This window comes from Actinomycetes bacterium (assembly GCA_036000965.1).
In the GTDB taxonomy this organism is placed as follows: Bacteria; Actinomycetota; CALGFH01; order CALGFH01; family CALGFH01; genus DASYUT01.
This window is the reverse complement of record DASYUT010000053.1, coordinates 61,335-87,705: the sequence shown is the minus strand read 5'-3', so window position 1 is coordinate 87,705 and position 26,371 is coordinate 61,335. Positions and strand designations below refer to the sequence as shown.

Genomic DNA, 26,371 nt, shown 5'->3' with positions numbered 1-26,371 from the left:
CCCCCCCCCCCCACGGCCCCCCAAGAGCGCCTGTGCCATGGTCAGGGCGACCGGTGGATCCATGCGGGTGGTGCTGATCGCCAACCCGCACGCCAGCCGGTTCAGCGGGAGGCAGCGCGACCGGGTCGCGGCGGCACTGGCCGCCCGGCACAAGGTCGAGCTGGTGCAGACGAACCATCCGGGGCAGGCGACCGTCCTCACCCGCCGCGCGGTGGCCGACGGGGTCGAACTGGCGGCCGTGCTCGGCGGCGACGGCACGGTCAACGAGGTGGTGAACGGGCTCCGCGACTCGGGCGTGCTGCTTGGGCTGCTTGGCGGCGGACGCACCAACGTGCTCGCCAGAGGCCTCGGGCTGCCCGCCGACCCCGACAAGGCCGTGGCGCGGCTGCTGGAGCTGCTGGCGGCCGGCGCCCGGCGGCGGCTGTCGCTCGGCACCGCCGACGGCCGCTGCTTCGCCCTCAACGCCGGCCTCGGCCTCGACGGGGCGATCGTCCGCGAGGTCGAGCGCCGCCAGCGGGCCAAGCAGCTCTACGGCGACCGCGCCTACGTTGCCGCCGGTCTGAAGACCTTCCTGGTCGACTACGACCGCGACCATCCCCACCTGGCCGTGCACCTGGACGGCGGCCGGGCGGCGCTGCGCGGCTACTTCGCCCTGGTCGGCAACGGGGATCCCTTCACCTATCTGGGCCGGCGGCCGTTCCGGCCGACGCCGCTGGCGACCTGGGAGGGAGGACTGGACCTGCTGGTCGCGCAGACGATGGCGACCAGGCAGCTGCTGCGGGCGCTCACCGGCATGCTCTCGCCCCACCCGCGGCCCGCCTACCCCGGGCTGCCGGTCCACCACGACGAGGACGGCTTCACCCTCGAGTCCGACATCCCGATGGCATTCCAGCTCGACGGCGAGTACCTGGGCGACCGCACGAGCGTGGTGATCGGCTGCCTGCGGGGCGCCCAGCCGGTGGTCGCGCCGCGCCGTGCGTAATTCTCCCGAGTGGTATCGGTCATTCTAATTAGGTGCTAATCGAAGTGTGCAGGGAAAAGAACGGACTGCGAGCGTTTCATGGCGTTGCGAGCGGGTATCTTGGCTGCCAGCCAGCCCCTCGAGCAGTGCAAGCGGCAAGGGTGCAGAGGCATTTGGTGCAGATTCTTCCACTCAAGCGAGAATTTGGTGCTTCCCAAGGCCGTTCCGCTGCCCTAGACTCACGCCGCTCTTCGTGGTTGGGTTGAGGAGTAGCACCCATTCGCGAGCCCCAGAGCAAAGGCCCCTTCCCCCAGGGCTTGCACCGGAAAGTGAGGATGTGTCAATGGATTGGCGCCATCGTGCCCGCTGTCGCGATGTCGACCCAGAGCTCTTCTTCCCGGTTGGCACCACCGGGCCGGCGGAGGCTCAGGTCCAATCGGCCAAGGCCATCTGCGCCCTCTGCCCCGTCCGCGACGAGTGCCTGCAGTGGGCGCTTGACACGGCGCAGGACGCGGGCGTCTGGGGCGGTCTGTCCGAGGAGGAGCGGCGTGCGCTGCGCCGCGGGCAGCGCCGCAAGGTGCGGATCGCCTGAGCCAATTCCATCACGCTCACTTCCCATCGCCTGATCCCTTGTCCGGATCGACGGGTTTATTCATCTAGCGAGAAGCGGTACGATCCAGATGGACGAATCCGCCGGCGGAGGGGGCCGTATGGGCGATGTCGTTCGCATCCTCGTGGCCGACGACCATCCGCTGACCAGGGATGGCATCAAGGCCGCGTTGGCGATGGACGCGGAGCTGGAGGTGGTCGCCGAGGCCAGCGACGGGCAGGAGGCGGTCAGCCTCGCCGAGGCGGTGCAACCCGACGTGGTCCTGATGGACCTGCGTATGCCGGTCCTCGGCGGGATCCGGGCCACCCAGGCGATCACCCGGAGCGTGCCGGGCGCGCGGGTGGTGATCCTGACCGTCGAGGAGACCCAGGCCAGGGTCGGCGAGGCGATCCAGGCGGGCGCCGCCGGCTACCTGCTCAAGGACATCGACGCCCACGAGCTCGCCAGGGCCGTGCACCTGGCCGCCGAGGGCTCCGCGGTCATCCACCCCAACCTGACGCGCCAGTTCATCGAGGAGATCCGGCAGCTCACCAGGGGCGAGCAGAGCGTGTCGACGCTGTCGACCAGAGAGGTCGAGGTGCTGCAGATGATCGCCTACGGCTCCACCAACCGGGAGGTCGCCGAGGCGCTGCACATCTCCCCGCAGACGGTCAAGACCTACCTGGAGCGGATCTTCACCAAGCTGGGGGTCTCCGACCGCACCCGCGCCGTCGCCGTCGCCCTCAAGCACGGCATCGTCGAGTAGTAGGGTACGGCCCATGGGTGAGGCGCTGCTCTTCCTGCTGGTCGGGGGCGCCGCGGTGGTGGCCGGCCTGGCACGCGGCGGGGTCCCTGGCGGCCTGGTGTCCACCAGCGTCCGGGCCAAGCCGCTCGCCGTGGCCTGCCTCGGCGTCCAGGCGGTGGTGGTGGCGCTGCCGCTGCGCGCGATCGGGCTCCCGCTCGGCCTCGGCGCGCTGCTGCTGGCGCTGGCCCTTGCCACGCTGCTCGGCATCGCCAGGGCCAACGGGCGCCTGCCGGGGGTGCCGCTGATCGCGCTCGGCCTGCTCCTCAACCTGGCGGTGGTGCTGGCCAACGCCGGCGTGCCGGTGTCCGAGACGACCCTGACCAGGGCCGGGATCGCGACCGAGCGACCCCTGCCGGCGCGCCCGGACGCCAAGCACGTGCGGGCAGGGCCCTCGACCCGCCTCGACCTGCTCGGCGACCTGCTGGCCGTGCGGCCCCTGCGGGCCGTCACCGGCTTCGCGACGGTGGCGGAGCTCGCCGGCCTGTTCCTGCTGCTGCAGCACCTGATGCTGGAGGCCGCCCCGTTCCGGCGCCGGGAACGGGACGGCGACGGCGATGGCGACGCCGCCGGAGGCGCCCACGAGGCCCGGACGGTCCCCTGGTCGACCTGGGCGGACTAGCCGCCCCGGTCGACCGCACCGCGGTTGTCGCGGCCGGCGCTCAGCCGGTCGGCTCCTCCCGCAGCTCGTTGGCCAGCTCCCGGATCTTGGCCTCCGGGTAGCGGCGGTGGCCGCCGAGCGTCTTCAGGAAGGGCAGCTTGCCCTCCTTGGCCCAGCGGGAGACGGTCTTGGGCGAGACGTGCAGGATGTCGGCAACCTCTGCGGTGCGCAGATAGCTTGGAGCCTCGATCCGGGAAGTCGACTTGCGCTGTGCCACCGTTCGTCCTTTCTCTAGTCCGGACCCCGACAGGGCGAGCCGAGATCCGGGAAGACCGGGCTGGACCGGCTGTTCGTCCGACCAGACAGAAGGACGTGCGGCGGAAACGGGTCTGTCGGTCACCCCTCGCAGGGTGCAGTGCGAACACGGCGATTATTAGGACTGGCCCGAGCGCCCACCATAGCCCGGTTGGGCGGTTTCGGCTCCGATCTACCTACTGTGCGTTCCCTACGGAGCATGAGCAGATCAACGCCCAGAGTAGCGATGATGGCCGGGCAGCCGGTCCCGTAACCAGCCCGCCGTCGTGCTCAGTCCCTCCTCCAGCCGCGTCCACGGATGCCAGCCGAGCGCCTTGGCGGCCTGCGCCGGGTCGAGGGCCGAGCGGCGGGGGTCGCCCGGCCGGGCCGGCGCCCATTCGGGCTCCCCCGACCAGCCGAGCTTGCCCGCAAGCCGCTCGACGACGTCGAGCGCGGAGGTCGCGACCCCGGTGCCGACCAGCACCCGGCCGGGCGGCGTGCCGGCATGGACGGCGCGCGCGACGGCGTCGACCGCGTCGTCCACGAACAGGAAGTCCCGCTCCTGGCGGCCGTCGCCCTCCACCCGCGGCGGCTGGCCCTGCAGCATCGACCAGGCGGCCCTGGCGACCAGGCCAGGGCCGAGCGGGTCCTGCCGCGGGCCGTAGACGGTCCCGAGGACCAGCGTGGCCACGTCCAGCCCGCGGGCGGCGAACACACCGGCGTAGGCCTCCACCGCCAGGCGGGCGGCTCCGAACGGGTGCGCCGGCAGGGGCGGCTCGTCGGCCTGGGTCGCGCCGCGGCGCTGGGAGGGGTGGAGGTAGGCGCCGGAGGAGATGAGGACCACCCTTGCCCCGCTGTCGGCGCCCGCCCGCAGGACCTCGATCCCGGCGGGGATCACCGCCCGCGCCTCGCCGGTGGGGTCCGACCAGGCGCGTACCGGGTCGGTCGCGGTGGCCAGGTGCACCCACGCGTCGGCCTCGATCCGGCCGGCCAGGGTGGCCAGCCCACCCTGCGCGACGTCCATCCGGTGGAAGCGGATCCCGCCGCGGCGGCGCGCCTCGGTCAGGTTGGCCAGGTGGCCATGGGAGAGGTCGTCGACGACCACCACCTCGTCACCCTCGGCCTGGAGCCGATCGACCAGGTTGGCCCCGAGGAACCCGGCGCCACCGGCGACGACGACGAGCACGGAATACCTCCCTGGTCCGCAGGAGCGGAATTCTCGGGCAGGCTATCAGGGAGGGGGATGCACCGGACGAGGCCGCCGGTACACGCGCCGCGGCGGCCAGTAGGCGAACCGGACGCGGCCGACGAAGGCGTCGCCTGGCACCGGTCCGAAGTCGCGGCCGTCGCTGCTGGCGGCCCGGTTGTCGCCGAGCACCAGGTACTCGGCCGGCCCGAGCCGCAGGTCCAGCCGGTCGCCCCCGCCACCTTCGAGGTAGGGCTCGTGCAGGACGCGGCCGTCGACCTCGATCCGGCCCCCGGCCAGTCGCACCCGCTCACCGGGAAGCCCGACCACCCGCTTCACCACCTCGAGCCCGCCGGTGGGGTCTGTCACCAGGGGTCCGGGGAACCCCGGAGGGGTGCCCCGGTCGGACGGGGCGCTTGCTGCCCCCCCGGTCGGTCGGGGGCGGGGCAGGACCACCAGGTCGCCTCTGGCGGGGGGGCGGTCGAGCGGGCCGACCGCGATCCGCTGGCCGGGGACCAGCGTCGGCCGCATGCTCTCGCCCTGGACGAGCATGGGCTCCAGCCGGGCCAGGCGGCCGGCCACGGCGGCGAGGGCAAGGGCGCCCAGCGCGGCAGCGGCGGCCAGCAGGCCGCCGCGCCTCCTGGATCGACCGGTCCGGCGCATGGCGGCATGATGCCGCGCCGGTGGTGTGCGGCGAAAGCAGCGGTGGTAGTACCGTCGGGCGAGTTGCCGACGGAAAGGGACGATGCCCATGACCGCCAAGCGCGTCGCCGCCTGGCTCCGCCCCACCCGGGTCGTTCATGCCCACTGCGACCTGCCGTGTGGCGTCTACGACCCGGCTCAGGCCCGGATCGAGGCCGAGTCGATGGCGAAGATCGTCGAGAAGTACCACGCCAGCGACGACCCGGTGTTCCGCGACCGCGCCCTGCTGCTCAAGGAGCAGCGTGGCGAGCTGGTCAAGCATCACCTGTGGGTGCTGTGGACCGACTACTTCAAGCCCCAGCACCTGGAGCAGTTCCCCAACCTGCACGACCTGTTCTGGCAGGCGACCAAGGCAGCCGGCAAGGCCAAGCAGTCGGTCGAACCGGCCGACCAGCAGAAGCTGCTGGACCTGATCGACGAGATCGACGGGGTCTTCCAGAAGTCGAAGAGCGGCTGACCACCCACAGCCGGTGGCCGGCCCCCTGAGGAGCCGGCCACTCGGTCATCTCTGGGGCACCCACGTGCCCGCTGGGCGTTCGTCAGGGGCTGGCCAGGCGCTTGCCCCGGTAGTTGGGGAAGATCAGGGGCTGGTGCTGCCAGCAGAACCCGCTCTTGTTGTAGATCGACAGGCGCGTGTCGCAGTCGTCGTCATCGCAGACCCGGCCGACCCGCTCGACCTTGGAGGGCGGCGGGTCGGCTCCGGGCCGGTGGCCCTTCACGTTCTCGGAGCGCATCGCGTGCTTCACCGTCCTTCCGCGTCTATCTATACGCCCGCGGACATAAAGACGGTTTCATGACGCCGGAGAGAATCCGCCCGGAGGTCGCCTCAGGCGGGCTTGGACGGCGGGTCGGTGCGAAGGATCGCCTCCACCCGGAGGCGCAGCGACTCGACCACCCCGCTCGGCACCGGACCGGGGTCGGCGCAGCGCCGCACCAGCTGCTTGAAGCGCCGGTCGAAGCGGACCGCCCGCTGGCAGCTCGGGCAGTCGGCCATGTGCGTCTCCAGCTCGGCGCAGGTGGTCGGCGGGGCCTCGTGGTCCAGGTACAGCCAGACGAAGCCGAGCACGTCCTCGCAGTCGCGGTGGCCGCCTACTTCGGACGAACCCATTCCTGTCCCTCCTCGAGCAGCCCGCGGTCGGCGGCGAACTCCCACAGCCGCCGCTGGAGCTGGCGCCGGCCCCGGTGCAGCCGGGACATCACGGTCCCGATCGAGGTGCCCATGATGTCGGCGATCTCCTTGTAGGAGAAGCCCTCGACGTCGGCCAGCAGCACCGCCATGCGGAACTGCTCCGGCAGCGCGTCGAGGGCTTCGCGGACCTCCTCCTCGGGAATGCGGTCGAGCAGGACGTCCTCGGGGGTCTCCGCGCCTGACGGGTTGGCGCTGGCGATCCGCTGGTACAGCGAGAAGTCATCGACGTCCTCGGTCGGCACCGAGAGGGGGTTCCGCTGCTGCTTGCGGTAGGAGTTGATGTAGGCGTTGGTGAGGATGCGGTACAGCCACGCCTTCAGGTTGGTGCCCGGCTCGAACTGGTGGAACGCGTTGTAGGCGCGCAGGAAGGTCTCCTGGACCAGGTCCTCGGCGTCGGCCGGGTTGCGGGTGAGCCGCAGGGCGCCGGCGTAGATGGTGTCCAGCAGCGGGATCGCCGAGTCGGCGAAGCGCTGGCGGCGCTCCTCCGGGGTCTCGTCGGCCGGGGCGCGGGTGCCGTCGGGCGCGGCCGCGCCGACCTCGTCGCCGAGGTCAGGGGTCGAGCTCGATGGCTGTACCAGGAGATCCTCCGCTCCGACGAGCCGCACGCGTGGCATCCGGCCGCCGACCGCCGGTGGCCGCCCTGGCGGCCGGCGGACACCTGACCGCCAGCGCCTCGACGGCGCCACCTGGGCAGGATAGCGCACTCCCCGACCTCCGCAGCTCGACTCCGACCGGACCTCCCCAGGCTGCAACCGCAGCTCCGGGCCGAGGCATTCCCGTCCTAGCCGGTGACGACGTCCACCTGGTGGTACCCGGAGGCGCCGCTTGGATGCGGCGGGGCCTGCTGGGCGGTCTGCACGACACCGCCGCCGTCGACCGCCCGGACCTGGAGGACGAGCCGGCCGGAGCCGGCCGGCTGCCATGGCAGCCGCCACTGCCGCCAGGCGGCCTTGGCCAGCTGGCGCCGGAGGATGGCAGGGGCCCAGGTGCGGCCGCCGTCCAGCGATACCTCGACCCGGCGGATGCCGCGGTCGCCTGCCCAGGCGAGGCCGGCGATCTCCACCGGTCCCTCGACCGCGGCCAGCTCGGCCGGGACGTCGATGCGGCTGGCGGTCTTCACCTCGGCGACGTTGTCCCAGCCGTCGGAGCGCTGCCAGTAGCCGCGGTAGTCGTAGTCGACGACCTCGATGCGCTCCAGCCACTTCACATTCTTCATGCCGTAGATGCCGGGGACGATGATGCGGGCCGGGTAGCCGTGCGCGCGGGGCAGGCTCTGGCCGTTCATGCCGTAGGCGACCACCGTGGTCGGCTCCAGCGCCTTGGCCAGCGGCAGCGAGTCCGAGTAGCCGCCGACCGCGTGGAACGCCACCCGCACCGCTCCTTCAGCCACCCCGCCGGCCTGCTCCAGCAGGTCGCGCAGCGGCACCCCCGTCCACTTGGCGGTGCTGACCAGGTCGCCGCCGACGAAGTTGGAGATGCACTGCAGGGTGACGTACTGCTCGGTGGCCGGCATGGCCAGCAGCTCCTGGTAGCCGAGGGTGAGCGGCCGGCCGACGAGCCCGCCGACCCGCAGCCTCCAGGAGCCCTCGTCGACGTCCGGGTCGATGATCGACTCGTCGACGGTGTAGTGGAGCCGGTTGGGGGTCACCTCCGGGGTGAGCCCGTTGATGGCGGCGAAGGCGGCGGCGTCGGCGCCGCCGGGGACCGCGGCCCCGCGGACGGGGGCGGCGCCGGCCGGCCGTACCAGCGGCCGCCCGCCGGGGTCGCCGAACCCGCCGGTGAGCCGGCGCAGCACCAGCCCGACGGCGAGCAGGCCGCCGGCGCCGACCATCGCGCGCAGCAGCTCCCGGCGTGTCCGTCCCAGCCCGGTCGCCGGTGCCGGGACCGGGTCGCGCTCCAGGCGGGCGAGCGCCCCGCGCAGGGCGCTGGCGTAGACGATCCCCGCCACGGCCACGGCACCGGCGTAGACCAGCAGCGAGGGCGCGCCCGGCTGCGCCCGGTAGCCGCCGAGGGCGGCGGCCGCCAGCAGGGCTCCTGCCAGCCAGGCGGCGAGGGGTTGTCGCCGTTCTGGCCGGCGGCCGACGATCACCCCGGCGACACCGCCGGCCAGAACCGCGCCGACGGTGAAGCCGGCGGCGAACAGGCGCAGCGCCCAGTGGCCGAGCCGCTCGATGAAGAACACCGCCAGCGGGCCCGGGATCAGCCGCAGCAGGCGCTGGGCGAGGCCGAGGGGCGGGAACGGGAAGCTGGCCTGCACCAGGTAGCAGAGACCCAGCACCGCCATGGCGAGCAGCACTGCCGAGGTGCCGGCCACGAACGACTCGGTGGTGCGCAGGCGTCGTTCCATGCTTCCACGATAGCCGCGTCGCCGAGCCTCCGAGGGCTGGGCGGTCCCGACGGTCAGCGGCGGCGCTCGTGCCTGCCGCCCGCGCGGCCGCCGGCGGCGCGGCGCAGGTGCCGGCCGCCGCCGCCGGCGGCCCGCTGGGACCTGGCGGCCTCGTCGGCGGGCTGATCGGCCGCAAAGCGGCGCTCGACCGCCAGGTCCACGGCCTGCTCGAGCAGCACCACCGCCTCGCTCTCCTCCTCGGACGGTGCGCTGGCGGGCCGCCGCAGCCGCCTCGGCCCGGCCTCCTCGGCGGCCAGCGTCCGCCGCTCCAGCCAGGCGCAACCGGCCATGAGCCCGAGCAGCACCAGCGGCCAGAGGACCGTGAGGCTCAGGGCGAGCAGAAGGTTGGAAAACAGCATCTCAACGTAGCTACGTCGACCCGGGGCATTTTGTTGCATCTCATCACGATCCGGGACCGGGTCCCCGAGACCCTACCGGCTCAGCGCCCGGGTTCCAAAAGCGCAGCCCACGCCGCGACGCCTCGGCGACGAACGACCGCAGCAGGTGGCGCTGGGCCGGATCGGCGTCGGCGGTGCTCTCGGGGTGCCAGAGCACCCCGACGGTCCAGCCCCGCTCACGCTCGATGCCCTCGACCAGCCCGTCCGGCGACCAGGCGACCGCCTGGAAGCCGTCCCCGAGCCGGTCCAGCCCCTGGTGGTGGTGCGAAAGGCCCTCGACCTGCCCGCGCCCGAGGGCGCCGGCCAGACGGCTCCCTGCAAGGACGCGGAGCGGATGGAGGAGCTGCTCGCCGTCGGCGTGGTGCCGCAGCAGCCCGGTCAGCTCCGGCAGGTGCTGCACCAGGGTCCCGCCGAAGGCGACGTTCAGCACCTGCACGCCGCGGCAGATGCCGAGGACGGGCATGCCGAGGCGGTCGGCGGCCAGGGCCAGCGCCAGCTCGACCGCGTCCCTGTCCGGGTCGGTGCCGTTCTGGGCCGGGTGTGGCGGCGCGCCGTAGCGGCCGGGGTCGATGTCCCCGCCGCCGGCCAGCAGCAGGCCATGGAACGGCTCGAGCAGCTCGGCCGCGTCGGCCGGCTGGGCGGTGGGGAGCAGCACCGGGCGGGCACCGGCCCGGCACAGGGCGGTCACGTACGGCTCGGGGAGCGCGTAGGCGCCCGTCCAATCGCCCACCCGCCCCGGGCCGAGGTGGTAGGTGGGGATGGCAATCAGGGGGGCGCTCATCGGCGATGGAGCCTAGCAGCACCACACCGGGGACCGCGAACGGCGGCTAGTCGCCGGCGGGGACCAGCGGCAGGTGCAGCTCGAACCGTGCGCCGCCGCCGCCGACGGGGTCGACCACCAGCAGCTCGCCGTCCTGGCTGCGCGCCAGTTGGCGGGCGATGTAGAGGCCGAGCCCGACGCCGCCGCCGGTCCGCTGGCCCTGGGCGCCGAGCTGGGTGAAGCGCTCGAAGATGCGCTGCCGGTCGGCCGCGGAGATGCCCGCTCCGGAGTCCTCCACCGCCAGCACCGCGGTGGCGCCGTCGCGGTCGCCCGACAGCCGCACCGGCTGGCCGACCGGGGAGTACTTGCAGGCGTTGTCGAGCAGGTTCCCGAGGACCTGGACGACCGCGTCCTGGGCGACGCGGACCGGCAGGGACCCGTTGGTCTCGATCGCGATGCGGCGGCCCCGGTGGCGGGCCCGCGCCTCCGCGCCTGCCTGGCGGACCAGCTCGGTGGCGTCCAGCTCGACCCGGGCGGCCTGGGCCGGCGCCGCCCCCGGCTCGGCCTGCTGGAAGCGGGCGGCGAGCAGGAGCTGCTCGATCATGCGCTGCAGCCGCTCGCTCTGGCGGATGCCCATCAGGACCAGCTGGTCGCGCTCGCTGGGGCCGAGCCGCCGGCGCCGGACCCGCAGGATGCCGAAGACGCCGAGGATGGTGGTGAGCGGGCTGCGCAGCTCGTGGGAGACGGTCGCGATCAGGTCGGCCTTCATCCGGTCGGCCTCCTGCAGGCGGCGGACCAGCTCCTGCTCCTGCTCGGTGAGCCGCCGCTGGCGGGCGGCGGCCTCCTCGGCCTCGGCCTGCTGCGCCCTGGCGAGCAGCTCGCCCCTGGAGGCGAAGTAGACGGCGCCGAGCGGCAGGACCAGGGCGGGCAGCAGCAGCAGGCTCCGCTCGGCCACCACCACCGCGACCGGGGCGAGGCCGAGCAGCATGACCGAGCTGGCCAGCTCCAGGCGGAGGTTGTCGCCGAGGAAGCCCTGCAGCACCGGGACGCGCTGGTCGAGGCTGACCACGGCGCTCACCAGCAGGTAGTTGACCAGCATGAAGGCGAGGCCGCCGGCCACAAGGGCGGGCAGGGCGGCCGGGCGCACCCCGTACCCGCCGCCGAGTGCCGCGTAGACCGCACCGCCGGCGGCGAGCGCGAGGACGTACTGGGCGGCGTTGAACAGGATCTTGACCGCCGCCTTGCCGCGGACCACGTCGGAGACGATCGAGGCGATCACGAAGGCGAGTGCGGCCACGGCGGTGCCGGCCAGCGGCACCAGCCCGTAGGCGAAGCTGGCGGTGACGGCCAGGTCCTTGACCCGGTTGTCATGGCCGACCGGGATGGCGAGCAGCTCGCCGACGACCACGAAGGCGGTGAAGACCGCGATCGCCGCCCAGACCTCCCGGACGCGGGCGAGGTCGACCTCCGGCAGCAGGACGGCCAGCACGAGCAGGCCAGCCGTGCAGACGGCCACCAAGTACCACCTGAGCCTGCCCGACATCCCCCAGGGCCTCCCTCCGACCGAGGAGGGCTCGATTGCACTACTAAATGTACCCCGAGCTGATCCGCTCGGGGTACGTAGTCATTGGTCCAATATGCCTAGTGCCACTTCCATGCGCGGAGCGACCGCAATCCGATCCACCTCCTTCGGGGGTGTGGTGGACGGTCCAGATCGCGGCAACTTCCTCCATCGCCGCGAAGCAAGTCAAGCAGAGCAATCCCCATCCATCCGCGTACAGACCCCGACGTATAGGTGCCACCGCTCACGAGTCACTAACGGGCAGGACGTGCCGGCAGAGCCGTACCTTTGGTCTATCCAGCCCATTCCGTACGACGGTGCGGCAGCCGTAGGATCGGACGGTGCAGATCTCCTATCTCACCGTCCTCCGGACTCCCCACGCCCGACCGCTGGTGCTGGCCTCGCTGGTCGGCCGCCTCTCCTCCGCCACCGGTCCGCTCGCGCTGCTGCTGTTCGTCCAGGACGCGACCGGCTCGTTCGCGCAGGCCGGCGCCGTCTCCGCCGCCACCCTGCTCACCAACGGGCTGTTCGCCCCGGTCAGGGGCCGGCTGGTGGACCGCCACGGCCAGCGGCGCAGCCTGCCGCCGCTGGCGGTCGCCTTCGCCGCCGCCCTTGCCGGCGTGGTCGTGGTGGCCCGGCCGGGACCGGTCGGGGGCGCGGCCACGGTGGCGCTGGCCGCGGCTGCCGGGGCCACCGTCCCGCCGCTCGGCCCGGCCATGCGGGTGCTGTGGGTGTCGCTGGTCGGCCGGGGACCGCAGCTCCAGACCGCCTACGCGCTCGACGCCGTGCTCGAGGAGACGCTGTACGTCCTCGGACCGCTGCTTGCGGCCGGGCTGGCCGCCACGGTGGACCCGGCGGCCGGGCTGCTGGCCGCGGCCGGGCTGGCACTGGTCGGGACGGCCGGCTTCGTGGTCTCGCCGGTGTCGCGGGCCTGGACCCCGAGCCCGGCGGGCTCGGCCGGCTGGGCGGGGGCGATGAGCGCGCGCGGCATGCGGACGCTGGCGCTGACCCTCGTCGGCGTCGGCGCCGCCACTGGCATCTGGAATATCGGGCTGGTCGCGGCGGCCAGGCGGGAGGGATCGACGGAGGCGGCCGGCATCCTGCTAGCCGGCTGGGCGGCGGCCAGCGCCGTCGGCGGCCTCTGGTACGGCGCGCGCACCTGGCGAGGGGCCACCGGGCGACGCTTCCTCGCCCTGCTCGGGCTGCTGGTGCTCGCCAGCGCACCGATGGCGGCGGCGCCGTCGCTGGTGGTCCTCGGGGCGGTGGTGGTGGCGGTCGGGCTGACGACGGCCCCGCTGGAGAGCTCGGCCTTCGTGCTGGCGGCCGAGCTGGCGCCACCTGGCACGCTGACCGAGTCGGCCACCTGGGTGAGCACCGCGCTCAACGTCACCGCGGCGGCCGGCTTCGCGGTCGCCGGCGTTCTGCTCGACCGGGCAGGCGTCTCCCTGGCGCTCGCCGCCGCCTGGGCCTGCGCCATCGTCGCCCTGCTCGTCGCCCTTGCCGGCCGCGGCAGCCTCGGCGCCGCCCCCTACCAGGGCAAGCACGTGGCCAAGCAGAGCGGGGCTCGACAGCCGGGGTGGGCACGGCGCATGCTCTCGTGATATCGCGCGATATCGAATGGAGGCATCGCGATGGCGGAGTTCCCGCGCCTGGTCCTGAAGGCGTTCCGCAGCCTCAGCGAGGACGAGCAGGAGACCCTCGTGCGCGAGTGGTTCGGCGCCAGGCCCGCGGCCTGGCTCCCGCCAGGGGAGCTGATGCAGGCGCTCGAGCAGCTCCCCACGCACGGCCCGCAGCGGGTCGAGCTCGCTCAAGCCGCCGGCATGGAGACCGGCGGCCCCTGGCAGAGCGTCCCGGTACGCCTCTCCACCGAGCAGCACGAGCGCCTCAAGCAGTGGTGCCAGGCCAACGGCTTCACCATGGCCGTGGTGCTGCGCGGCCTGGTCGCCCGTTTCCTCGACGACCAGGCCGGTCGGCGTCCCCGCTCCGGCGGCGCCGGCCCCGGGGCGGCCGAGTAGGCCGGAGGTCTCGCCTGGTTGGCTAGACCGAGGCGGCGGCCTCGCCGACCAGCTCGGCCAGGGTCGGGTGCACGTGGGCGACCCTGGCCAGCTGCCAGTACTCGGCTTCCAGATGCATGGCAAGGGCGACCTGGGCGATCACCTCGGTGGCGCCGACCCCGACCATGTGGGCGCCGAGGATCTCGCCGAACTCGGTGTCGACCACCAGCTTCAGCGCGCCGGCGGCCCGGTCGAGCGTGATCGCTCTCGGGTTGGCCGCCAGGTCGGCGAAGCCGACCCCGACCTGGAGTCCGCGCTCGGTCGCATCCTGCTCGGTGAGGCCCACCGCGGCCAGCTCCGGTTCGGTGTTGACGCTCCTCGGCAGGCGTTCCTGCCGGACCTTCACCGCGCCGCCGAGCGCGTTGGCGGCCGCCACCTCCCCCTGGCGGCTTGCGCGGTTGGAGAGCCAGCGGGGGCCGGTCACGTCGCCGGCGGCCCAGACGCCTTGGAGGCTCGTCCGGCAGGTGTCGTCCACCTCGAGGCCCGGCAGGTTCGGTTCCCTGGTGTCGGCCGACAGCACCAGCTCCGCGCCGACGTCGGGGGCCTCGGCGGCGAAGGTGACGCCGCGCTCCTCCAGCGACAGCTGCAGGAAGCCGGCGAGGTCGGCGTCCTCCTCCGGGAGGATCCGCTGGCCGGGCACCACCACGGTGACCGAGCTGCCGGCGGCGGCGAACAGGTCGGCCCATTCCAGCGAGAAGCGCCCGGCGCCCATCACCAGCAGGCTGTCTGGGACCCGCGACAGCCCCATGACGCCGTCGTTGGACAGCATCCCCTCTGGCGCCAGCGAGCGCGCGCCGGCCGCGACCACCGCTGGCACGCCCTCGTGGCCGTCCACGCCGCCTGCTGCGACGGTGGCGCCGCGCGCCTCCACCGTCACGCCCGCATAGCCGAGGCGGGCGCGCAGCCCGCTCGCGACCGTCTCCGACGTCTTCGACGCCCACGCCTGCACCCGCTCCCAGACCAGCCTCGGCGGCCCTGCGTCGATCCCTGCGGCACCGGCGCGCCGCAGCTCGTGCAGGAACCCGGCAGCGGTGTGGTAGGCGGCCGACGGGATGCAGCCGGCGTGGACGCAGACCCCGCCGAGCAGCCCGCGCTCCACCAGCACGACCTGGGCGCCCAGCCGGGCCCCCTCGAGGGCGGCGGCGACCCCCGCCGGCCCTCCTCCGACGACCACCAGGTCAGCCATTGGCGACCGCCTCCTCCAACGCCGCGTGGATGTCGACCAGCCGCGGCCCGGCCCGGGTCACCCTGGCGGTCACCTCGCCGTCGACCGTCAGCTCGCGCTCGCCGTCGAGCGCCACCGTCCGGGCCCCGGCCAGCACGACCGGCTCACCGAGCGGCAGCAGCCGCCAGCCGGCGACCGGGACCAGCGCCACCACGCCAGGCGCGATCGCGGCGAGGATCTCGCGGCCCGCGCCGAGCTGCACGTGCAGGCCGGCCGGCTCGTCCACTCCGAGCGGGCGCAGCTGCCCGCCGATCGATGACAGCCCGACCGACCAGGGTGCCGCCCTGGTGAGCACCAGCTCGCGCACCCGCCCGGGATCCCAGATCGCGCGGGTGCCGACGAAGACGTCGAGGCAGGCGGCGGCGTCGATCAGCGCCACGTCGGTGGTGCCGCCGGCCAGCACCTCGATGCGCTTGACCCGCGTGCTGACCCTGTCGACGTCGACCGCACCGGTGGCCACCAGGCCGGCCGCCATGCCGGCCACGGTCCCGTCGACCATGCTGGGAAAGACGTTGTTGGTCCCGGTCGAGATCGCCACCAGCGGCAGCTCGCCGCAGGCGGCCGCCACCGCCCGGCTGGTGCCGTCGCCGCCGAGGACCACCAGCGCCCCGACGCCCTCGGCGGCGAGCAGGCGCGCCGCCTCGGTGGAGTCGCTCGCCGAGCCGCGCGCCCGGTAGGGCAGCGGCTCCGTGGCCAGCGGCGGGGCCGATCCGTCCACCGCGGCGGCGACGATGCCGGCCCGGTCGGCCAGGTAGCGGACGCCGTCGACGCCGGTGGCGGCGAGGCCGTGCAGGACGCGGCGGACGACCGCCGCCTTCTCGTGGTTCGGCACCAGCGACGCGCGGGCGGTCAGCCGCCGGATGTCCCGTCCGGCCGCCGGGTTGGCGATCAGGCCGACCGTGGCGCGCACCGCCGGGCTCCCCGGCTACCCGACCGGGCCGGCGGCCAGGCGCTCGGCCAGCGCCTGCAGGAAGCGGGCCGCCGGCGCGCCGTCGACGATCCGGTGGTCGAAGGTCAGCGACAGCCACATCGTCGGGCGGATCTCGACCCGGCCGTCGACCGCCAGCGGCTTGTCGAGCATGCGGCCGACCCCCAGGATCGCGCACTGGGGCGGGTTGACGATCGGGGTGAAGGCGTCCGCGCCGAACGCGCCGAGGTTCGAGATGGTGAAGGTGCCGCCCTCGATCTCGTCGAGCGCCAGCGTGCCCGCCTGCGCCTTGGCGACCAGCTCGGCGCGCGCGCGGGCGATCTCACCGAGCGGGCGGCTGTCGGCGTCGCGGATCACCGGCACGATCAGCCCGTCCTCGAGGGCGACCGCGACGCCCATGTGCACCGCCTCCGAGGTGGCGATGCCCTGCTCGGTCAGGCTCGAGTTGAGCAGCGGATGCTCGCGCAGCAGTCGTGCGACGACCTCCACCAGCAGGTCGGTATAGGTCAGCCGGATGCCGGCCGCCGCCTCGAAACCGGCCGCCAGGGCGTCGCGCCTGGCGGCCAGGCCGCTCACCTCGGCCTCGTGGGCGATGGTGACCTGTGCCATCGTCCGAAGGCTGTCGCTCAGCCGCTCGGCGACCACCTTGCGGATGCCGGCGAAGGGCAGCAGGCTCGCCGGTGGGGTCGCCGCTGCCGGCTGGGCCGCGGCGAACGCCTCCACGTCCTCGGTGGTGACGCGCTTGCCCGGCGCGCTCGGCGGCACCATGGCGACGTCCACGCCGAGCTCCCGCGCGCGGCGCCGCGCGGCGGGCGACGCCGGCGCCCCCCCGGCCGGCGCCTCCGCGGCCGGCGCAACCCCCGGGGGGGTCCGGGGGGGCGCTTGCTGCCCCCCCGGTCGATCGGGTCCCCCCGGTCGATCGGGTCCCCCCGGTCGGTCGGCCGCGGCGAGCTCCTCCCTCGGCGGGAAGGCGTCGCCGGTCTCGCCGATCAGCGCGAGCAGGGCGCCGACGGGCAGCTCGGTGCCCGGCTCGGCCACCACGCGGCCCAGCAGCCCGGATGCCGGGGCGGGAACGACCGCGCTGATCTTCTCGGTCGACAGCTCGAACAGGTCGGCGCCCTCCTGGACGGCCTCACCCTCGGCCTTGAGCCACTTGGTGACCACGCCCTGCTTCATCGCCATGCCGAGCTTGGGCATGCGGACCTCGGTGATCACGTCGCCTCGCTACAGGGTCGCGCGGACGGCCTCGACGATGCGGCCGGGGCTCGGCACGTAGAAGTCCTCGAGCACCGGCGAGAACGGCACCGGCGTGTGCGGCGCCGTCACCAGCTGCGGCGGAGCGTCCAGGTGGTCGAAGGCGCGCGAGGCGACCAGCGCGGCGATGTCGGTCGCCATCGAGCAGCGTGGGTTGTCCTCGTCCACCACCACCAGCCGCCTGGTCTTGCGCACCGAGCCCAGGATCGCGTCCTCGTCCAGCGGCGACAGCGTGCGCGGGTCGAGCACCTCCACCTCGGCGCCCTCGGCGGCCAGGCCCTCGGCAGCCTCGAGCGCGAACGGGACCATGCGCCCGATCGCCACCACCGTGGCCCCGTCGCCCTCGCGCTTGACGTCGGCCCGGCCGAGCTCCACCACGTACTCGCCCTCGGGGACCTCGCCGCTGGTGTCGTAGAGGAGCTTGTGCTCGAAGAACAGCACCGGGTCGTCGTCGCGGATCGACGCGGCCAGCAGCCCCTTGGCATCGGCCGGGGTGGAAGGGACCACCGTCTTGAGGCCGGGCATGTGGGTGAAGACCGAGTAGTGGCAGCCGGAGTGCTGCCCGGCCGCCCGGAAGCCGGCGCCGATCATGGTGCGGATCACCATCGGCACCTTGGCCTTGCCGCCGAACATGTAGCGGAGCTTGGCGCCCTGGTTGAAGATCTGGTCCATGCAGACACCGAAGAAGTCGACGAACATCAGCTCTGCCACCGGGCGCAGCCCGGTGGAGGCGGCGCCCACCGCCGCGCCGATGTAGCCGGACTCGGAGATCGGGGTATCGAGCACCCGGTCGCGGCCGAACCGCTGGACCAGGCCCTTGGTGACCCCGAGGACCCCGCCCCAGGCGTCCTCCTGCTCGAAGCCCTCGACGGTGGCGCCGCCGGCGACGTCCTCGCCCATCAGGACCACGTCGGGGTCGCGTTCCATCTCGACGGCGAGCGCCTCGTTGACGGCTTCCCGGAAGGTGAGCGTGCGGGTCGCGACGGCCATGGCGGGCTCCCTCCCTATCGGTAGGAGACGTAGACGTCGGTCAGTGCCTCCTCGGGAGCCGGCAGCGGGCTCCGATCGGCGAACTCGATCGCCTCGTCGACGGCGGCCTCGGCGGCCCGGTCCCGCTGCTCGACCTCCTCGGCGGTGAGCAGGCCGCGGTCGACCGCCTGCCTGGCGAACCAGGTGAGCGGGTCGTGCTCGCGGTAGGCGGCGGACTGCTCGGCGGTCCGGTAGGTGACCTGGTCGCCCTCGAAGTGCCCGAAGTACCGCCAGGTCTTGGCCTCGATCAGGCTGGGGCCGTCGCCCCGGCGGGCGCGGGCGACCGCCTCCCCGGCCGCCTCGTGCATGGCGATCACGTCGTAGCCGTCGACCGAGATGCCGGGGATGTTGTAGGAGGCGGCGCGGTCGGCGATGGTCGACGCGGCGCAGTGGTAACCGACCGGGGTCGACTCCGCGAAGCCGTTGTTCTCGGCCACGAAGATCACCGGCAGCTTCCAGATCGCGGCCAGGTTCATGCCCTCGTGGGTGGTGCCCTGCTCGGCGGCGCCGTCGCCGAAGAAGCAGGCGCACACCGCGCCGGTGCCCTTGCGCTTGGCGGTCAGGCCCGCACCGCAGGCCAGCGGCGGGCCGCCCCCGACGATCCCGTTGGCGCCCAGCATCCCGCGGGACACGTCGGCGATGTGCATCGAGCCGCCCTTGCCCTTGCAGGAGCCGTCCACCCGGCCGAACAGCTCGGCCATCATCGGGCCGAGCTCGACGCCCTTGGCGATGCAGTGCCCGTGCCCGCGGTGAGTGGAGGTGATGAAGTCCTGGTCCTCCAGGTGGGCGCAGACCCCGACCGCGACCGCCTCCTCGCCGGCGTACAGGTGCACGAACCCGGGGATCTTGCCGTCGGCGAACAGCTTCGCCACCCGTTCCTCGAAAGCCCGGATGCGCACCATCCGGTCGTAGAGCCAGAGGGCCTTGTCCTGGGTCAGCTCCATGGCGTCCCTCCCCGCGCCGATCCCTGGACGGTCCCGGCGCGGACCGGGTGCGCGGCGGGCCGTCTGTGAGGAACTCAGGGTGTCATGTCGCGGAGGGTGTGGACAGGGGGTGATCGGTCACGGCTGCGGGGAGGGTACCGGGCGGCGCAGGATGCGGGCGGCCAGGGATTCGCCCTGGCCGATGGCTGCCAGGCCGACCAGCAGGTGCAGGACCTGGATCAGCCAGTGCGCCGAGCCGGGCAGCAGCCGGTCCTGGGCGAGCCCGAGGACCGGCACGACCAGGCCCCAGACCGCGGCCAGGGCGACCAGGCCGGGCTGCACGCCGGCCCGGGCGGCCAGGGCGGCCATGACCCACAGCGAGAGCACGAGCACGAACCCGACCAGCATGTGGAGCGGGATCAGGCCGCGGGCGTTGCCTGTCCAGAACAGCACGCCCAGCACGATCTGCACGAGCCCGGTGAGCCGTATGAGCGTCCGGACGATGGTCGTGGCGGTTCTCACGGATACCTCCTGGCGTCGAACGGGGAGGATAGCTGTCTCGCCTGCGATGCTGCCGCGCGACCCGGCTGCCGTCGTCGGGTGGGCGGAGGCTTCCGCGCTGCGCCGTGGGACGCAGGCGCGGACCGCCCGGCTACGCCCACCGTCGTACGGGCGCCAACCGCCCGCGACCGATGACGCGAACCCGCCTGATGGCCTACCGTGCCTGCATGAGCACGAGCCACGCCCCGAGGCGGCCGCTGGCCGGCTGGCCGCGGCTGCTCGAGGGCTGGCCGGGCGACCTGGCCATCGCCCTGGTGATCGGCGTGGTCCAGCTCGTGGGCACGTCCTTCGCGGCGCACAACCAGCCCACCCAGAGGCCACTCGACGCGCTGGGCTATGCGCTCCTCGCAGCGGGGCCGGCCGCGACCCTGGCCCGGCGCCGCGCCCCGGTGGCCGTGCTTGCCGTGGTGTTCGCGGCCACCTTGCTCTACTCGCTCCTGGACTACCCGCAAGGGCCGGTCTTCCTCGCCCTGATCCTCGCGTTCGTCACCGCGGTGCTGGCCGGTCACCGGCTGGTCGGCTGGCTGTCCCTGGCCGCCGGATGGGTGTCGTTCCTGTGGCTCGGCCCGCTGCTCGGCGATGAGCCGGCACCCGGCCTGGTCCCGGCCGCCGGCCTGGCCGCCTGGCTGCTGGTGGTGGGCACCGGGGCCGAGGTCCTCCGGGTGCGCCGCGCCTACCTCCGCGCGACCGAGCAGCGGGCCGTGGAGGCCGAGCGGACCCGGGAGGAGGAGGCGCGGCGCCGGGCCAGCGAGGAGCGGCTGCGCATCGCCCGCGAGCTGCACGACGTGCTCGCCCACAACATCTCCCTGATCAACGTGCAGTCCGGGGTCGCCCTGCACCTGATCGACGAGCGGCCCGAGCAGGCCCGCACCGCGCTGGTCGCGATCAAGCAGGCCAGCAAGGACGCGCTGCGCGAGGTGCGCGCCACCCTCGGTGCGCTGCGCGGAGTCGACGAGGAGCTGCCCCGCTCCCCCGCGCCGAGCCTGGCCCGCCTGGACGACCTGGCCGCCCGGGTCGCGGTGGCCGGGCTCGAGGTGCGCACGCGGGTCGCCGGCGCGCCCCGGCCGCTGCCCGCCGGCGTCGACCTGGCCGCCTACCGGATCGTGCAGGAGGCACTGACCAACGTGGCCCGCCACGCCGGGCCGGCCACCGCCACCGTCCAGGTGACCTACGGTGATGGCGACCTCACCGTGCAGGTCGACGACGACGGCCGGGGCACGCCCGGCGATCTCGCCCCGGGTGGCAGCGGCATCCTCGGCATGCGCGAGCGTGCTGCCGCCCTCGGCGGCGAGCTCAAGGCCGGGCCGCGTCCCGGCCGGGGCGGCTTCCGGGTGCTGGCCCGGCTCCCCCTGGACGGTGCCATGTGAGCGCTGCGGGAGGCGCCCCGGCCGGCCCGGCCGTTCCCGAGCGGTCCGGGGACGCCCGAGGGGGCGCCCCGGTGGTCCGGGTCCTGCTCGTCGACGACCAGGTGCTGGTCCGCTCCGGGTTCCGGGCCCTGCTCGACGCCGAGGCGGGCATCGAGGTGGTCGGCGAGGCCGGCGACGGCGAGGAGGCGGTGGGGCTGGCGTCGGCGCTGGTGCCCGACGTGGTGCTGATGGACATCCGCATGCCGGGGCTCGACGGCCTGGCCGCGACCCGGATGATCGCGGCCGACGAGCGGCTCGACCGGGTCAGGATCGTCATCCTCACCACCTTCGAGCTGGACGAGTACGTCTTCGAGGCGATCCGCGCCGGCGCGAGCGGCTTCCTGGTCAAGGACACCGAGCCGGCCGACCTGATCCGCGGGGTGCGGGCCGCCGCCCGGGGCGACGCGCTGCTGTCGCCGGGGGTCACCCGGCGGCTGATCGCGGAGTTCGCCGCCCGGGCCAAGGAGCCCCCGCGCTCGCCCGGGTTCGACGCCCTGACCGACCGGGAGCGCGAGGTCATGGGGCTGGTAGCGGCCGGGCTGTCCAACGACGAGATCGCCGAGCGGCTGGTGGTGAGCCCGGCCACGGCCAAGACCCACGTGAGCCGGGCGATGGTGAAGCTGGGCGCCCGCGACCGGGCCCAGCTGGTCGTGCTCGCCTACGAGTCTGGACTGGTCCGCCCGGGCTGGCTGGACTGAGCCGAGCCCGGCCGGGCGACGGGCCCGGGCCGCGGCCCCGCCACGTCGCACACCTCGGCTGAGCCGCCTACCGCGGGTGCGGTAGCGCGGCCCGGGGGTGGCTGCCGCAGAAAGCGTAGCCACGGAGCCGCCTGCCGGCCGACGACGTGCGGCGGCCGGCCAGCCACCATGGGTGCAGCCTCGCCGCGGCCCGCCCGACCCGGGGGTGCCGCACCGGCGACGGCAGCACGAGGAGGCTCTCATGGACGCGACCAGCATGATCGTCGACACCCACAGCGGCGTGGAACGCGCCTTCGCAACCTACGACCAGGCCGAGGGCAGCCGCCGCCGCCAGTACCTGGCGGTGCGCGCCATCGCCGACGCCCTGGCCGCCCACGCCGCGCTCGAGCAGGACCTGCTCTACCCGGCCCTGCGCGAGCAGACCGGCCGCCACGACGCCGAGATCGAGCGCCAGCTCGAGCAGGCCCACTTGCTGGACCTGCTGCTGATCGAGCTTGGCGGCATGGTCCCGGGCGACCACCGCTACGACGCCAAGGTGCGGCTGCTGCTGGAGCTGTTCCGCCAGCACGCCCGCGACCAGGAGCTGTTCCTGGTCCCGGAGCTGCGCCGGCGGCTGGACGCCGAGCAGCGCGAGCGGCTCGGCGGCGAGCTGGCCGAGCGGGTCGGGCAGCTCGTGGGACGGTGAGGCCCGTGGCGCGCACCGCGACCCGGCTGCTCCTGCCCGCGCTCGGGCTGGTGCTGCTCGCCGGCTGTGCAGGCGGCGGGGGCGGCACGGACGCCCAGCCGGTCAACGGCGTGACCAGGGTGGCCGCCAAGCAGAACACGTTCACCCCGCGGGCGGTCCAGGTGCCGGCCGGCACCACCGTCACCTGGACGTTCGAGGACGGCCAGGTGCCCCACGACGTCAAGGGCGCAGGCCTGGACTCCGGCAAGCCCAAGGCCAAGGGCACCTACGCCCACGCCTTCGACCAGCCCGGCACCTACGACTACCGCTGCACCCTGCACCCGGGCATGACTGGCAAGGTCGTGGTCACCGCAGCCTGACCTCCAGTCCGGGCCCCGGGCCCCGGGCCCCGGCTGGCTGGCTGGCCGGCCCGGCCCCGAGCTGCCGCCGTGGCCGCCGGGCCGGGCCGGCAGGTCGGGCCCGTAGGTGAGGGGCCACGAGGCCGTTCGGCCATGCCACCTGGTGTCCCGAAAGGCTGGCATGACGCTGCTCAGCCGAGCTCGACGACGCGCCCGTCGCTGCTCGAGACCATCGCGGCCTCGATCACCCGGATGGTGGCGGCGGCCTCCTCTGCGGGGACCGGCACCGGGCCGCCGTCCAGGATCGCGCCGGCGATCCCGGCGTAGTACGCCTCGTACGACCCGGGGAGGGTCTCCACCCGGGCCACCAGCCGGAGGCCGCCGACGTCGGCGGTCAGGGTGCCGTACCGGTCCTCGCGGTCGCGCCCCCAGCCCGGGTCGCCCGGGCGGCGCCCGAAGCGCAGAGCCTCCTCCTGGCCGTCGATGCCGTGCTTGACGAAGGACCCGCGGTCGCCGTGGACCTCGAAGCGGGGCCCGGTGGCCCGTACCAGCGAGCCGGCGTGCAGGATCACCCGCAGCGCGCCGTAGCCGAGCACCAGGTGGAGGTAGTCGTCGGCGGTGGCGGCCGGGCGCTGGGCCCGCACGTCAGCCATGACCGTGGCCGGAGGTCCGAACAGGTGCAGCGCCTGGTCGATCAGGTGCGACCCGAGGTCGTACAGGACCCCGGACCCGGGCCCGGGCTGCTCGCGCCAGCCGCGGGCCGGGTCCGGGAGGAACCGGTTGTAGCTGGCGGCGTAGCTGGCGACCCGCCCGAGCAGGCCGGCCCGGACCACCTGCTCGACGGTGCGGAAGTCGTCGTCCCAGCGCCGGTTGTGGAACACGCTGAGCACCAGACCCTGCTGGCCGGCCAGCCGGATCAGCTTGTCGGCCTCGGCCGAGCGGATGACGAACGGCTTGTCGACCACGACGTGCCTGCCCGCGGCCAGCGCCTCGCGGGCGAGGTCGTAGTGGGCGGTGTTGGGCGCGGCGACCACGACCAGCTCGACGCCGGGGTCGGCCAGCAGCTGGGACGGTGTCGCCACCACCCGGACCGCGGGCAGGTCCTGGTGGACCCGGTCCGGACGCCTGGAGGCGACCGCCACCAGGCGCAGGCGCGGCTCCGCGCCGACCAGGGGCGCGTGCAGGATCGACCCGGCCAACCCGTAGCCGACCAGCCCCACCCCGACCTCGCGTCCGCCTGCCACGCCGCCCCCCCACGCTCCCCTCCGCCCGTGCCGTCGCCCGTGGTTGTACCGCGTGACCGCGTGCGGGCGCCACGCGCGAGCCGCACCCCCCGCCCGTCCCCTGCCGTCCCCACCGCCCGTCCCCACCGCCCGTCCCCGTTGCCGCATGTCGGTGTCGGTTGTGTGGACCGGGCCCGGGCGGACGCCGCATCGGGTGGTGCCCGGGCCGGGCCCGGCCAGGGCGTGCTACGCGCTGGCCGGCCGGTACCCCACGCCCACCACGCCGGTGCTGAACGGCCTGGACTCGACGAGCTCGAGGCCCAGGTGGTCGGTCGTCTGGTCGAACAGGCGCATCCCGGAGCCGACCACGATCGGGCAGACCATGAGCTGCAGCTCGTCGAGCAGGCCGTCGCGCAGCAGCGACCGCACCAGCGTGGGGCTGCCGGGGATCTGGATGTTCTTGCCGGGCTGCTGCTTGAGCTTGGTGAGCTCCACGGCGAGGTCGCCGGTGACCAGGCTGGAGTTGGCCCACTCGAGGGTGCCCAGGGTGGCCGACACCACGTACTTGGGCGAGTTGTTCAGGAAGTCGGCCATCGGCACGTCGCTGCCCTGGCTGGGCCACAACGCGGCGAACTGCCGGTAGGTGCGCCGGCCCAGCAGCACGGCGTCGGCCTGCGCGACTCCGGCGCTCATCACGTCATACATCTCGTCGTTGAAGTACGGGAAGCCCCACTTGTCGGGCGACTCCACCACGCCGTCCAGCGAGATGCACAGCCCCGCGACGATCTTGCGCATCGTTACCTCCTCGGGAAGAGCAAGCGTTGCTCTGGGCGCGGATCCGGTCCGTCCATGGTGCTCTCCTTGGCTCCGGCACCCCTTGCGGGCGCCGCTCATGGGGGACGTCGAAGCTGCGGAACCGGTCTCGACATCCCGGGTGAGAGAATGTCCCCGACCCCGTGGAGGCAGCGTGAAGTACCTGATCCTGATCTACAGCAACCCGGCGTCCAGGGCGGTCTGGGAGGGGCTCTCCGACGCCCAGCGCGCCGAGGGCCTGCAGCGGTATGCCGCCCTCAACGAGGACCTCGCCGCATCAGGGGAGCTGATCGTGGCCGAGGCCCTGGCCGATCCGTCGCTGGCAACGCGCGTGTCGGTGCGCGCGGGCCGCACGATGACCACCGACGGGCCGTTCGCCGAGGCCAAGGAGCACCTGGCCGGCTTCTACCTCATCGAGTGCGAGGGCCTCGACCGTGCGGTCGAGCACGCCGCGCGGGTCCCGGAGGCCGCCTACGGCCTGGTCGAGGTGCGGCCGGTCCTGGACCTCAACGGGCTCGGGCTGGACATGTGAGCACCGCGACGGAGGTCGAGGGCCTGCTGCGGGAACTGGCGCCGGGTGTCCTTGGCGCCCTCGTCCGGCGCTACGGCGGCTTTGACACCTGCGAGGACGCGGTGCAAGAGGCCCTGCTGGCGGCCGCGGTGCAGTGGCCGACCGAGGGTGTGCCGGGCAACCCGAAGGGTTGGTTGATCACGGTCTCCTCCCGCCGGCGGACCGAGCTGTGGCGCAACGAGGCGGCCCGCCGACGCCGTGAGCAGGCCGCCGCCTTGCTGGCACCGCCGGACCCCGAGCCCGTACCCGCCGTCGACGACACGCTCACCCTGCTGCTGCTGTGCTGCCACCCGTCACTCACCCAGGTCTCCCAGGTGGCGCTGACCCTGCGCGCCGTCGGCGGGCTGCGCACCGCGGAGATCGCCCGCGCGTTGCTGGTCCCGGAGGCGACCGTGGCCCAGCGCATCAGCCGCGCGAAACAGCGGATCAGAACCAGCGGCGCCGAGTTCCGGCTGCCCCCGCAGGCCGAACGTTCCGAGCGGATCGCGGCGGTGCTGCAGGTGCTGTATCTGATCTTCAACGAGGGCTACACCGCCAGCTCCGGGTCTGCGCTGCACCGCGTCGAGCTCACCGGCGAGGCGATCCGCCTGACCCGGCAGCTCCGCACCCGCCTGCCCGAAGACGGCGAGGTCGCGGGGCTGCTGGCGCTGATGCTGCTGACCGACGCCCGCCGCCCGGCGCGGACCCGCCCAGACGGCGCCCTGGTCCCGCTGGCGGAGCAGGACCGCAGCCTTTGGGACGCCCAGACCATCGCCGAGGGGGTCACGCTGATCACCGAGACGCTGGCCAGCGCGCCGATCGGCCCCTACCAGCTGCAGGCCGCGATCGCCGCGGTGCACGACGAGGCGGCCCGCTTCGAGGACACCGACTGGCGGCAGATCCTCGGACTGTATGAGCTGCTGGGTAGCATCGCCTCCGGACCGATGGTCACCCTGGGCCGCATCGTCGCCGTGGCCATGGTCCACGGCCCCCAGGCCGGTCTGCGGCGGCTGGCCGCGGCGGAGGCCGACCCCGCGCTCGCCGGGCACCACCGGGTCCACGCCGTCCGCGCGCACCTGCTCGATCTCGCAGGTGACCAGGAGGCGGCACGCGCCTGCTACCGCCTGGCCGCACGCCGCACACTCAGCGTCCCCGAGCAGCGCTATCTCGAGTCCCGCGCCGCACAGCTCACGCCGCCAAGTCGGGCATGACCCGGGCCCGACCGTCGCGTCGATACAGACGGTCAGTCGACGCT

At 74.0% G+C, this 26,371-nt stretch carries 31 protein-coding genes; 13 read left to right on the top strand and 18 right to left on the bottom strand.

Annotation, left to right across the window (positions count from 1 at the left end; translation table 11 throughout):
- The 4 genes from VG276_04125 to VG276_04110 form a co-directional block, all read left to right on the top strand.
- On the top strand, positions 1-982 hold a 982-nt coding region (locus VG276_04125), incomplete at its 5' end, for a diacylglycerol kinase family protein (GenBank protein ID HEV8648592.1).
- Between the two features lie 322 nt (positions 983-1,304).
- Positions 1,305-1,553, top strand: a complete 249-nt coding sequence (locus VG276_04120) for a WhiB family transcriptional regulator (GenBank protein ID HEV8648591.1) — start codon at positions 1,305-1,307, stop codon at positions 1,551-1,553.
- Between the two features lie 118 nt (positions 1,554-1,671).
- Positions 1,672-2,316, top strand: coding sequence for a response regulator transcription factor (locus VG276_04115; GenBank protein HEV8648590.1), 645 nt, complete (start codon positions 1,672-1,674; stop codon positions 2,314-2,316).
- A 13-nt stretch (positions 2,317-2,329) separates the two neighbouring features.
- Positions 2,330-2,974: a DUF5317 family protein gene (locus VG276_04110; protein HEV8648589.1), complete on the top strand. Its 645-nt coding sequence runs from the start codon at positions 2,330-2,332 to the stop codon at positions 2,972-2,974.
- Between the two features lie 40 nt (positions 2,975-3,014).
- On the opposite strand, the gene VG276_04105 is transcribed toward VG276_04110, so the two are convergent.
- From VG276_04105 to lepB, 3 genes are all read right to left on the bottom strand, one after another.
- Positions 3,015-3,230 (bottom strand): helix-turn-helix domain-containing protein, encoded by a 216-nt coding sequence (locus VG276_04105; protein HEV8648588.1) that lies wholly within the window; start codon positions 3,228-3,230, stop codon positions 3,015-3,017.
- Positions 3,231-3,476: 246 nt separating this feature from the next.
- Entirely contained in the window at positions 3,477-4,433 is a 957-nt protein-coding gene (locus VG276_04100; GenBank protein ID HEV8648587.1) for an NAD-dependent epimerase/dehydratase family protein, read from the bottom strand.
- 45 nt (positions 4,434-4,478) lie between these two features.
- Entirely contained in the window at positions 4,479-5,096 is a 618-nt protein-coding gene (gene lepB, locus VG276_04095; GenBank protein ID HEV8648586.1) for a signal peptidase I, read from the bottom strand.
- Positions 5,097-5,184: 88 nt separating this feature from the next.
- Between lepB and sodN the strand changes: the two genes are divergently transcribed.
- Entirely contained in the window at positions 5,185-5,592 is a 408-nt protein-coding gene (sodN, locus tag VG276_04090) for a superoxide dismutase, Ni (protein ID HEV8648585.1), read from the top strand.
- Positions 5,593-5,674: 82 nt separating this feature from the next.
- On the opposite strand, the gene VG276_04085 is transcribed toward sodN, so the two are convergent.
- From VG276_04085 to VG276_04055, 7 genes are all read right to left on the bottom strand, one after another.
- Complete coding sequence (locus VG276_04085; GenBank protein ID HEV8648584.1) at positions 5,675-5,869, bottom strand: hypothetical protein; 195 nt, start codon at positions 5,867-5,869, stop codon at positions 5,675-5,677.
- 92 nt (positions 5,870-5,961) lie between these two features.
- Positions 5,962-6,243, bottom strand: coding sequence for a zf-HC2 domain-containing protein (locus VG276_04080; GenBank protein ID HEV8648583.1), 282 nt, complete (start codon positions 6,241-6,243; stop codon positions 5,962-5,964).
- A complete protein-coding gene (locus VG276_04075) occupies positions 6,225-6,929 on the bottom strand; it encodes a sigma-70 family RNA polymerase sigma factor (GenBank protein ID HEV8648582.1) in 705 nt (234 codons plus the stop codon). Before VG276_04075 ends, VG276_04080 begins: the two co-directional genes overlap by 19 nt.
- A 176-nt stretch (positions 6,930-7,105) precedes the next feature.
- Entirely contained in the window at positions 7,106-8,671 is a 1,566-nt protein-coding gene (locus VG276_04070) for a molybdopterin-dependent oxidoreductase (GenBank protein HEV8648581.1), read from the bottom strand.
- 53 nt (positions 8,672-8,724) lie between these two features.
- On the bottom strand, positions 8,725-9,069 hold the full coding sequence (locus VG276_04065) for a hypothetical protein (GenBank protein HEV8648580.1): 345 nt from the start codon (positions 9,067-9,069) through the stop codon (positions 8,725-8,727).
- Positions 9,070-9,112: 43 nt separating this feature from the next.
- Positions 9,113-9,889: a gamma-glutamyl-gamma-aminobutyrate hydrolase family protein gene (locus VG276_04060; protein ID HEV8648579.1), complete on the bottom strand. Its 777-nt coding sequence runs from the start codon at positions 9,887-9,889 to the stop codon at positions 9,113-9,115.
- Between the two features lie 46 nt (positions 9,890-9,935).
- Positions 9,936-11,384, bottom strand: coding sequence for an ATP-binding protein (locus tag VG276_04055; protein ID HEV8648578.1), 1,449 nt, complete (start codon positions 11,382-11,384; stop codon positions 9,936-9,938).
- Between the two features lie 386 nt (positions 11,385-11,770).
- Here VG276_04055 and VG276_04050 point away from each other — a divergent pair, with 386 nt between their 5' ends.
- The gene (locus VG276_04050) at positions 11,771-13,030 is read left to right on the top strand and encodes an MFS transporter (GenBank protein ID HEV8648577.1); all 1,260 of its coding nucleotides are present in this window, start codon (positions 11,771-11,773) and stop codon (positions 13,028-13,030) included.
- A gap of 30 nt (positions 13,031-13,060) precedes the next feature.
- Positions 13,061-13,444: a hypothetical protein gene (locus VG276_04045; GenBank protein ID HEV8648576.1), complete on the top strand. Its 384-nt coding sequence runs from the start codon at positions 13,061-13,063 to the stop codon at positions 13,442-13,444.
- Between the two features lie 22 nt (positions 13,445-13,466).
- Here the strand turns inward: VG276_04045 and VG276_04040 are convergent, their stop codons facing one another.
- From VG276_04040 to VG276_04015, 6 genes are all read right to left on the bottom strand, one after another.
- The gene (locus VG276_04040) at positions 13,467-14,669 is read right to left on the bottom strand and encodes an NAD(P)/FAD-dependent oxidoreductase (protein HEV8648575.1); all 1,203 of its coding nucleotides are present in this window, start codon (positions 14,667-14,669) and stop codon (positions 13,467-13,469) included.
- Positions 14,662-15,618: an NAD(+)/NADH kinase gene (locus tag VG276_04035; GenBank protein HEV8648574.1), complete on the bottom strand. Its 957-nt coding sequence runs from the start codon at positions 15,616-15,618 to the stop codon at positions 14,662-14,664. Before VG276_04035 ends, VG276_04040 begins: the two co-directional genes overlap by 8 nt.
- A 15-nt stretch (positions 15,619-15,633) precedes the next feature.
- Positions 15,634-16,851, bottom strand: a complete 1,218-nt coding sequence (locus VG276_04030) for a dihydrolipoamide acetyltransferase family protein (protein HEV8648573.1) — start codon at positions 16,849-16,851, stop codon at positions 15,634-15,636.
- Positions 16,852-16,860: 9 nt separating this feature from the next.
- Positions 16,861-17,880, bottom strand: coding sequence for an alpha-ketoacid dehydrogenase subunit beta (locus VG276_04025; protein ID HEV8648572.1), 1,020 nt, complete (start codon positions 17,878-17,880; stop codon positions 16,861-16,863).
- Positions 17,881-17,894: 14 nt separating this feature from the next.
- Entirely contained in the window at positions 17,895-18,863 is a 969-nt protein-coding gene (locus tag VG276_04020; GenBank protein HEV8648571.1) for a thiamine pyrophosphate-dependent dehydrogenase E1 component subunit alpha, read from the bottom strand.
- Positions 18,864-18,980: 117 nt separating this feature from the next.
- Positions 18,981-19,364 (bottom strand): hypothetical protein, encoded by a 384-nt coding sequence (locus VG276_04015; GenBank protein HEV8648570.1) that lies wholly within the window; start codon positions 19,362-19,364, stop codon positions 18,981-18,983.
- A 206-nt stretch (positions 19,365-19,570) separates the two neighbouring features.
- On the opposite strand from VG276_04015, the gene VG276_04010 reads away from it, so the two are divergent.
- The 4 genes from VG276_04010 (at position 19,571) to VG276_03995 (ending at position 22,551) form a co-directional block, all read left to right on the top strand.
- Complete coding sequence (locus VG276_04010) at positions 19,571-20,770, top strand: sensor histidine kinase (GenBank protein HEV8648569.1); 1,200 nt, start codon at positions 19,571-19,573, stop codon at positions 20,768-20,770.
- A 71-nt stretch (positions 20,771-20,841) separates the two neighbouring features.
- Positions 20,842-21,507 carry a response regulator transcription factor gene (locus VG276_04005; protein HEV8648568.1) on the top strand — a complete coding sequence of 222 codons (666 nt, stop codon included), beginning with the start codon at positions 20,842-20,844 and terminating at the stop codon, positions 21,505-21,507.
- Between the two features lie 241 nt (positions 21,508-21,748).
- The gene (locus VG276_04000; protein ID HEV8648567.1) at positions 21,749-22,192 is read left to right on the top strand and encodes a hemerythrin domain-containing protein; all 444 of its coding nucleotides are present in this window, start codon (positions 21,749-21,751) and stop codon (positions 22,190-22,192) included.
- A 5-nt stretch (positions 22,193-22,197) separates the two neighbouring features.
- Positions 22,198-22,551, top strand: coding sequence for a plastocyanin/azurin family copper-binding protein (locus VG276_03995; GenBank protein HEV8648566.1), 354 nt, complete (start codon positions 22,198-22,200; stop codon positions 22,549-22,551).
- A gap of 170 nt (positions 22,552-22,721) precedes the next feature.
- Here the strand turns inward: VG276_03995 and VG276_03990 are convergent, their stop codons facing one another.
- Together VG276_03990 and VG276_03985 are read right to left on the bottom strand one after the other, a co-directional pair.
- Positions 22,722-23,774, bottom strand: a complete 1,053-nt coding sequence (locus VG276_03990) for an oxidoreductase (GenBank protein ID HEV8648565.1) — start codon at positions 23,772-23,774, stop codon at positions 22,722-22,724.
- 225 nt (positions 23,775-23,999) lie between these two features.
- Positions 24,000-24,548 (bottom strand): dihydrofolate reductase family protein, encoded by a 549-nt coding sequence (locus VG276_03985; GenBank protein HEV8648564.1) that lies wholly within the window; start codon positions 24,546-24,548, stop codon positions 24,000-24,002.
- A 172-nt stretch (positions 24,549-24,720) separates the two neighbouring features.
- On the opposite strand from VG276_03985, the gene VG276_03980 reads away from it, so the two are divergent.
- Entirely contained in the window at positions 24,721-25,098 is a 378-nt protein-coding gene (locus tag VG276_03980; protein ID HEV8648563.1) for a YciI family protein, read from the top strand.
- Complete coding sequence (locus VG276_03975; GenBank protein HEV8648562.1) at positions 25,095-26,327, top strand: DUF6596 domain-containing protein; 1,233 nt, start codon at positions 25,095-25,097, stop codon at positions 26,325-26,327. The genes VG276_03980 and VG276_03975 overlap by 4 nt, the downstream gene beginning before the upstream one ends.
- Positions 26,328-26,371 lie beyond the last annotated feature (44 nt).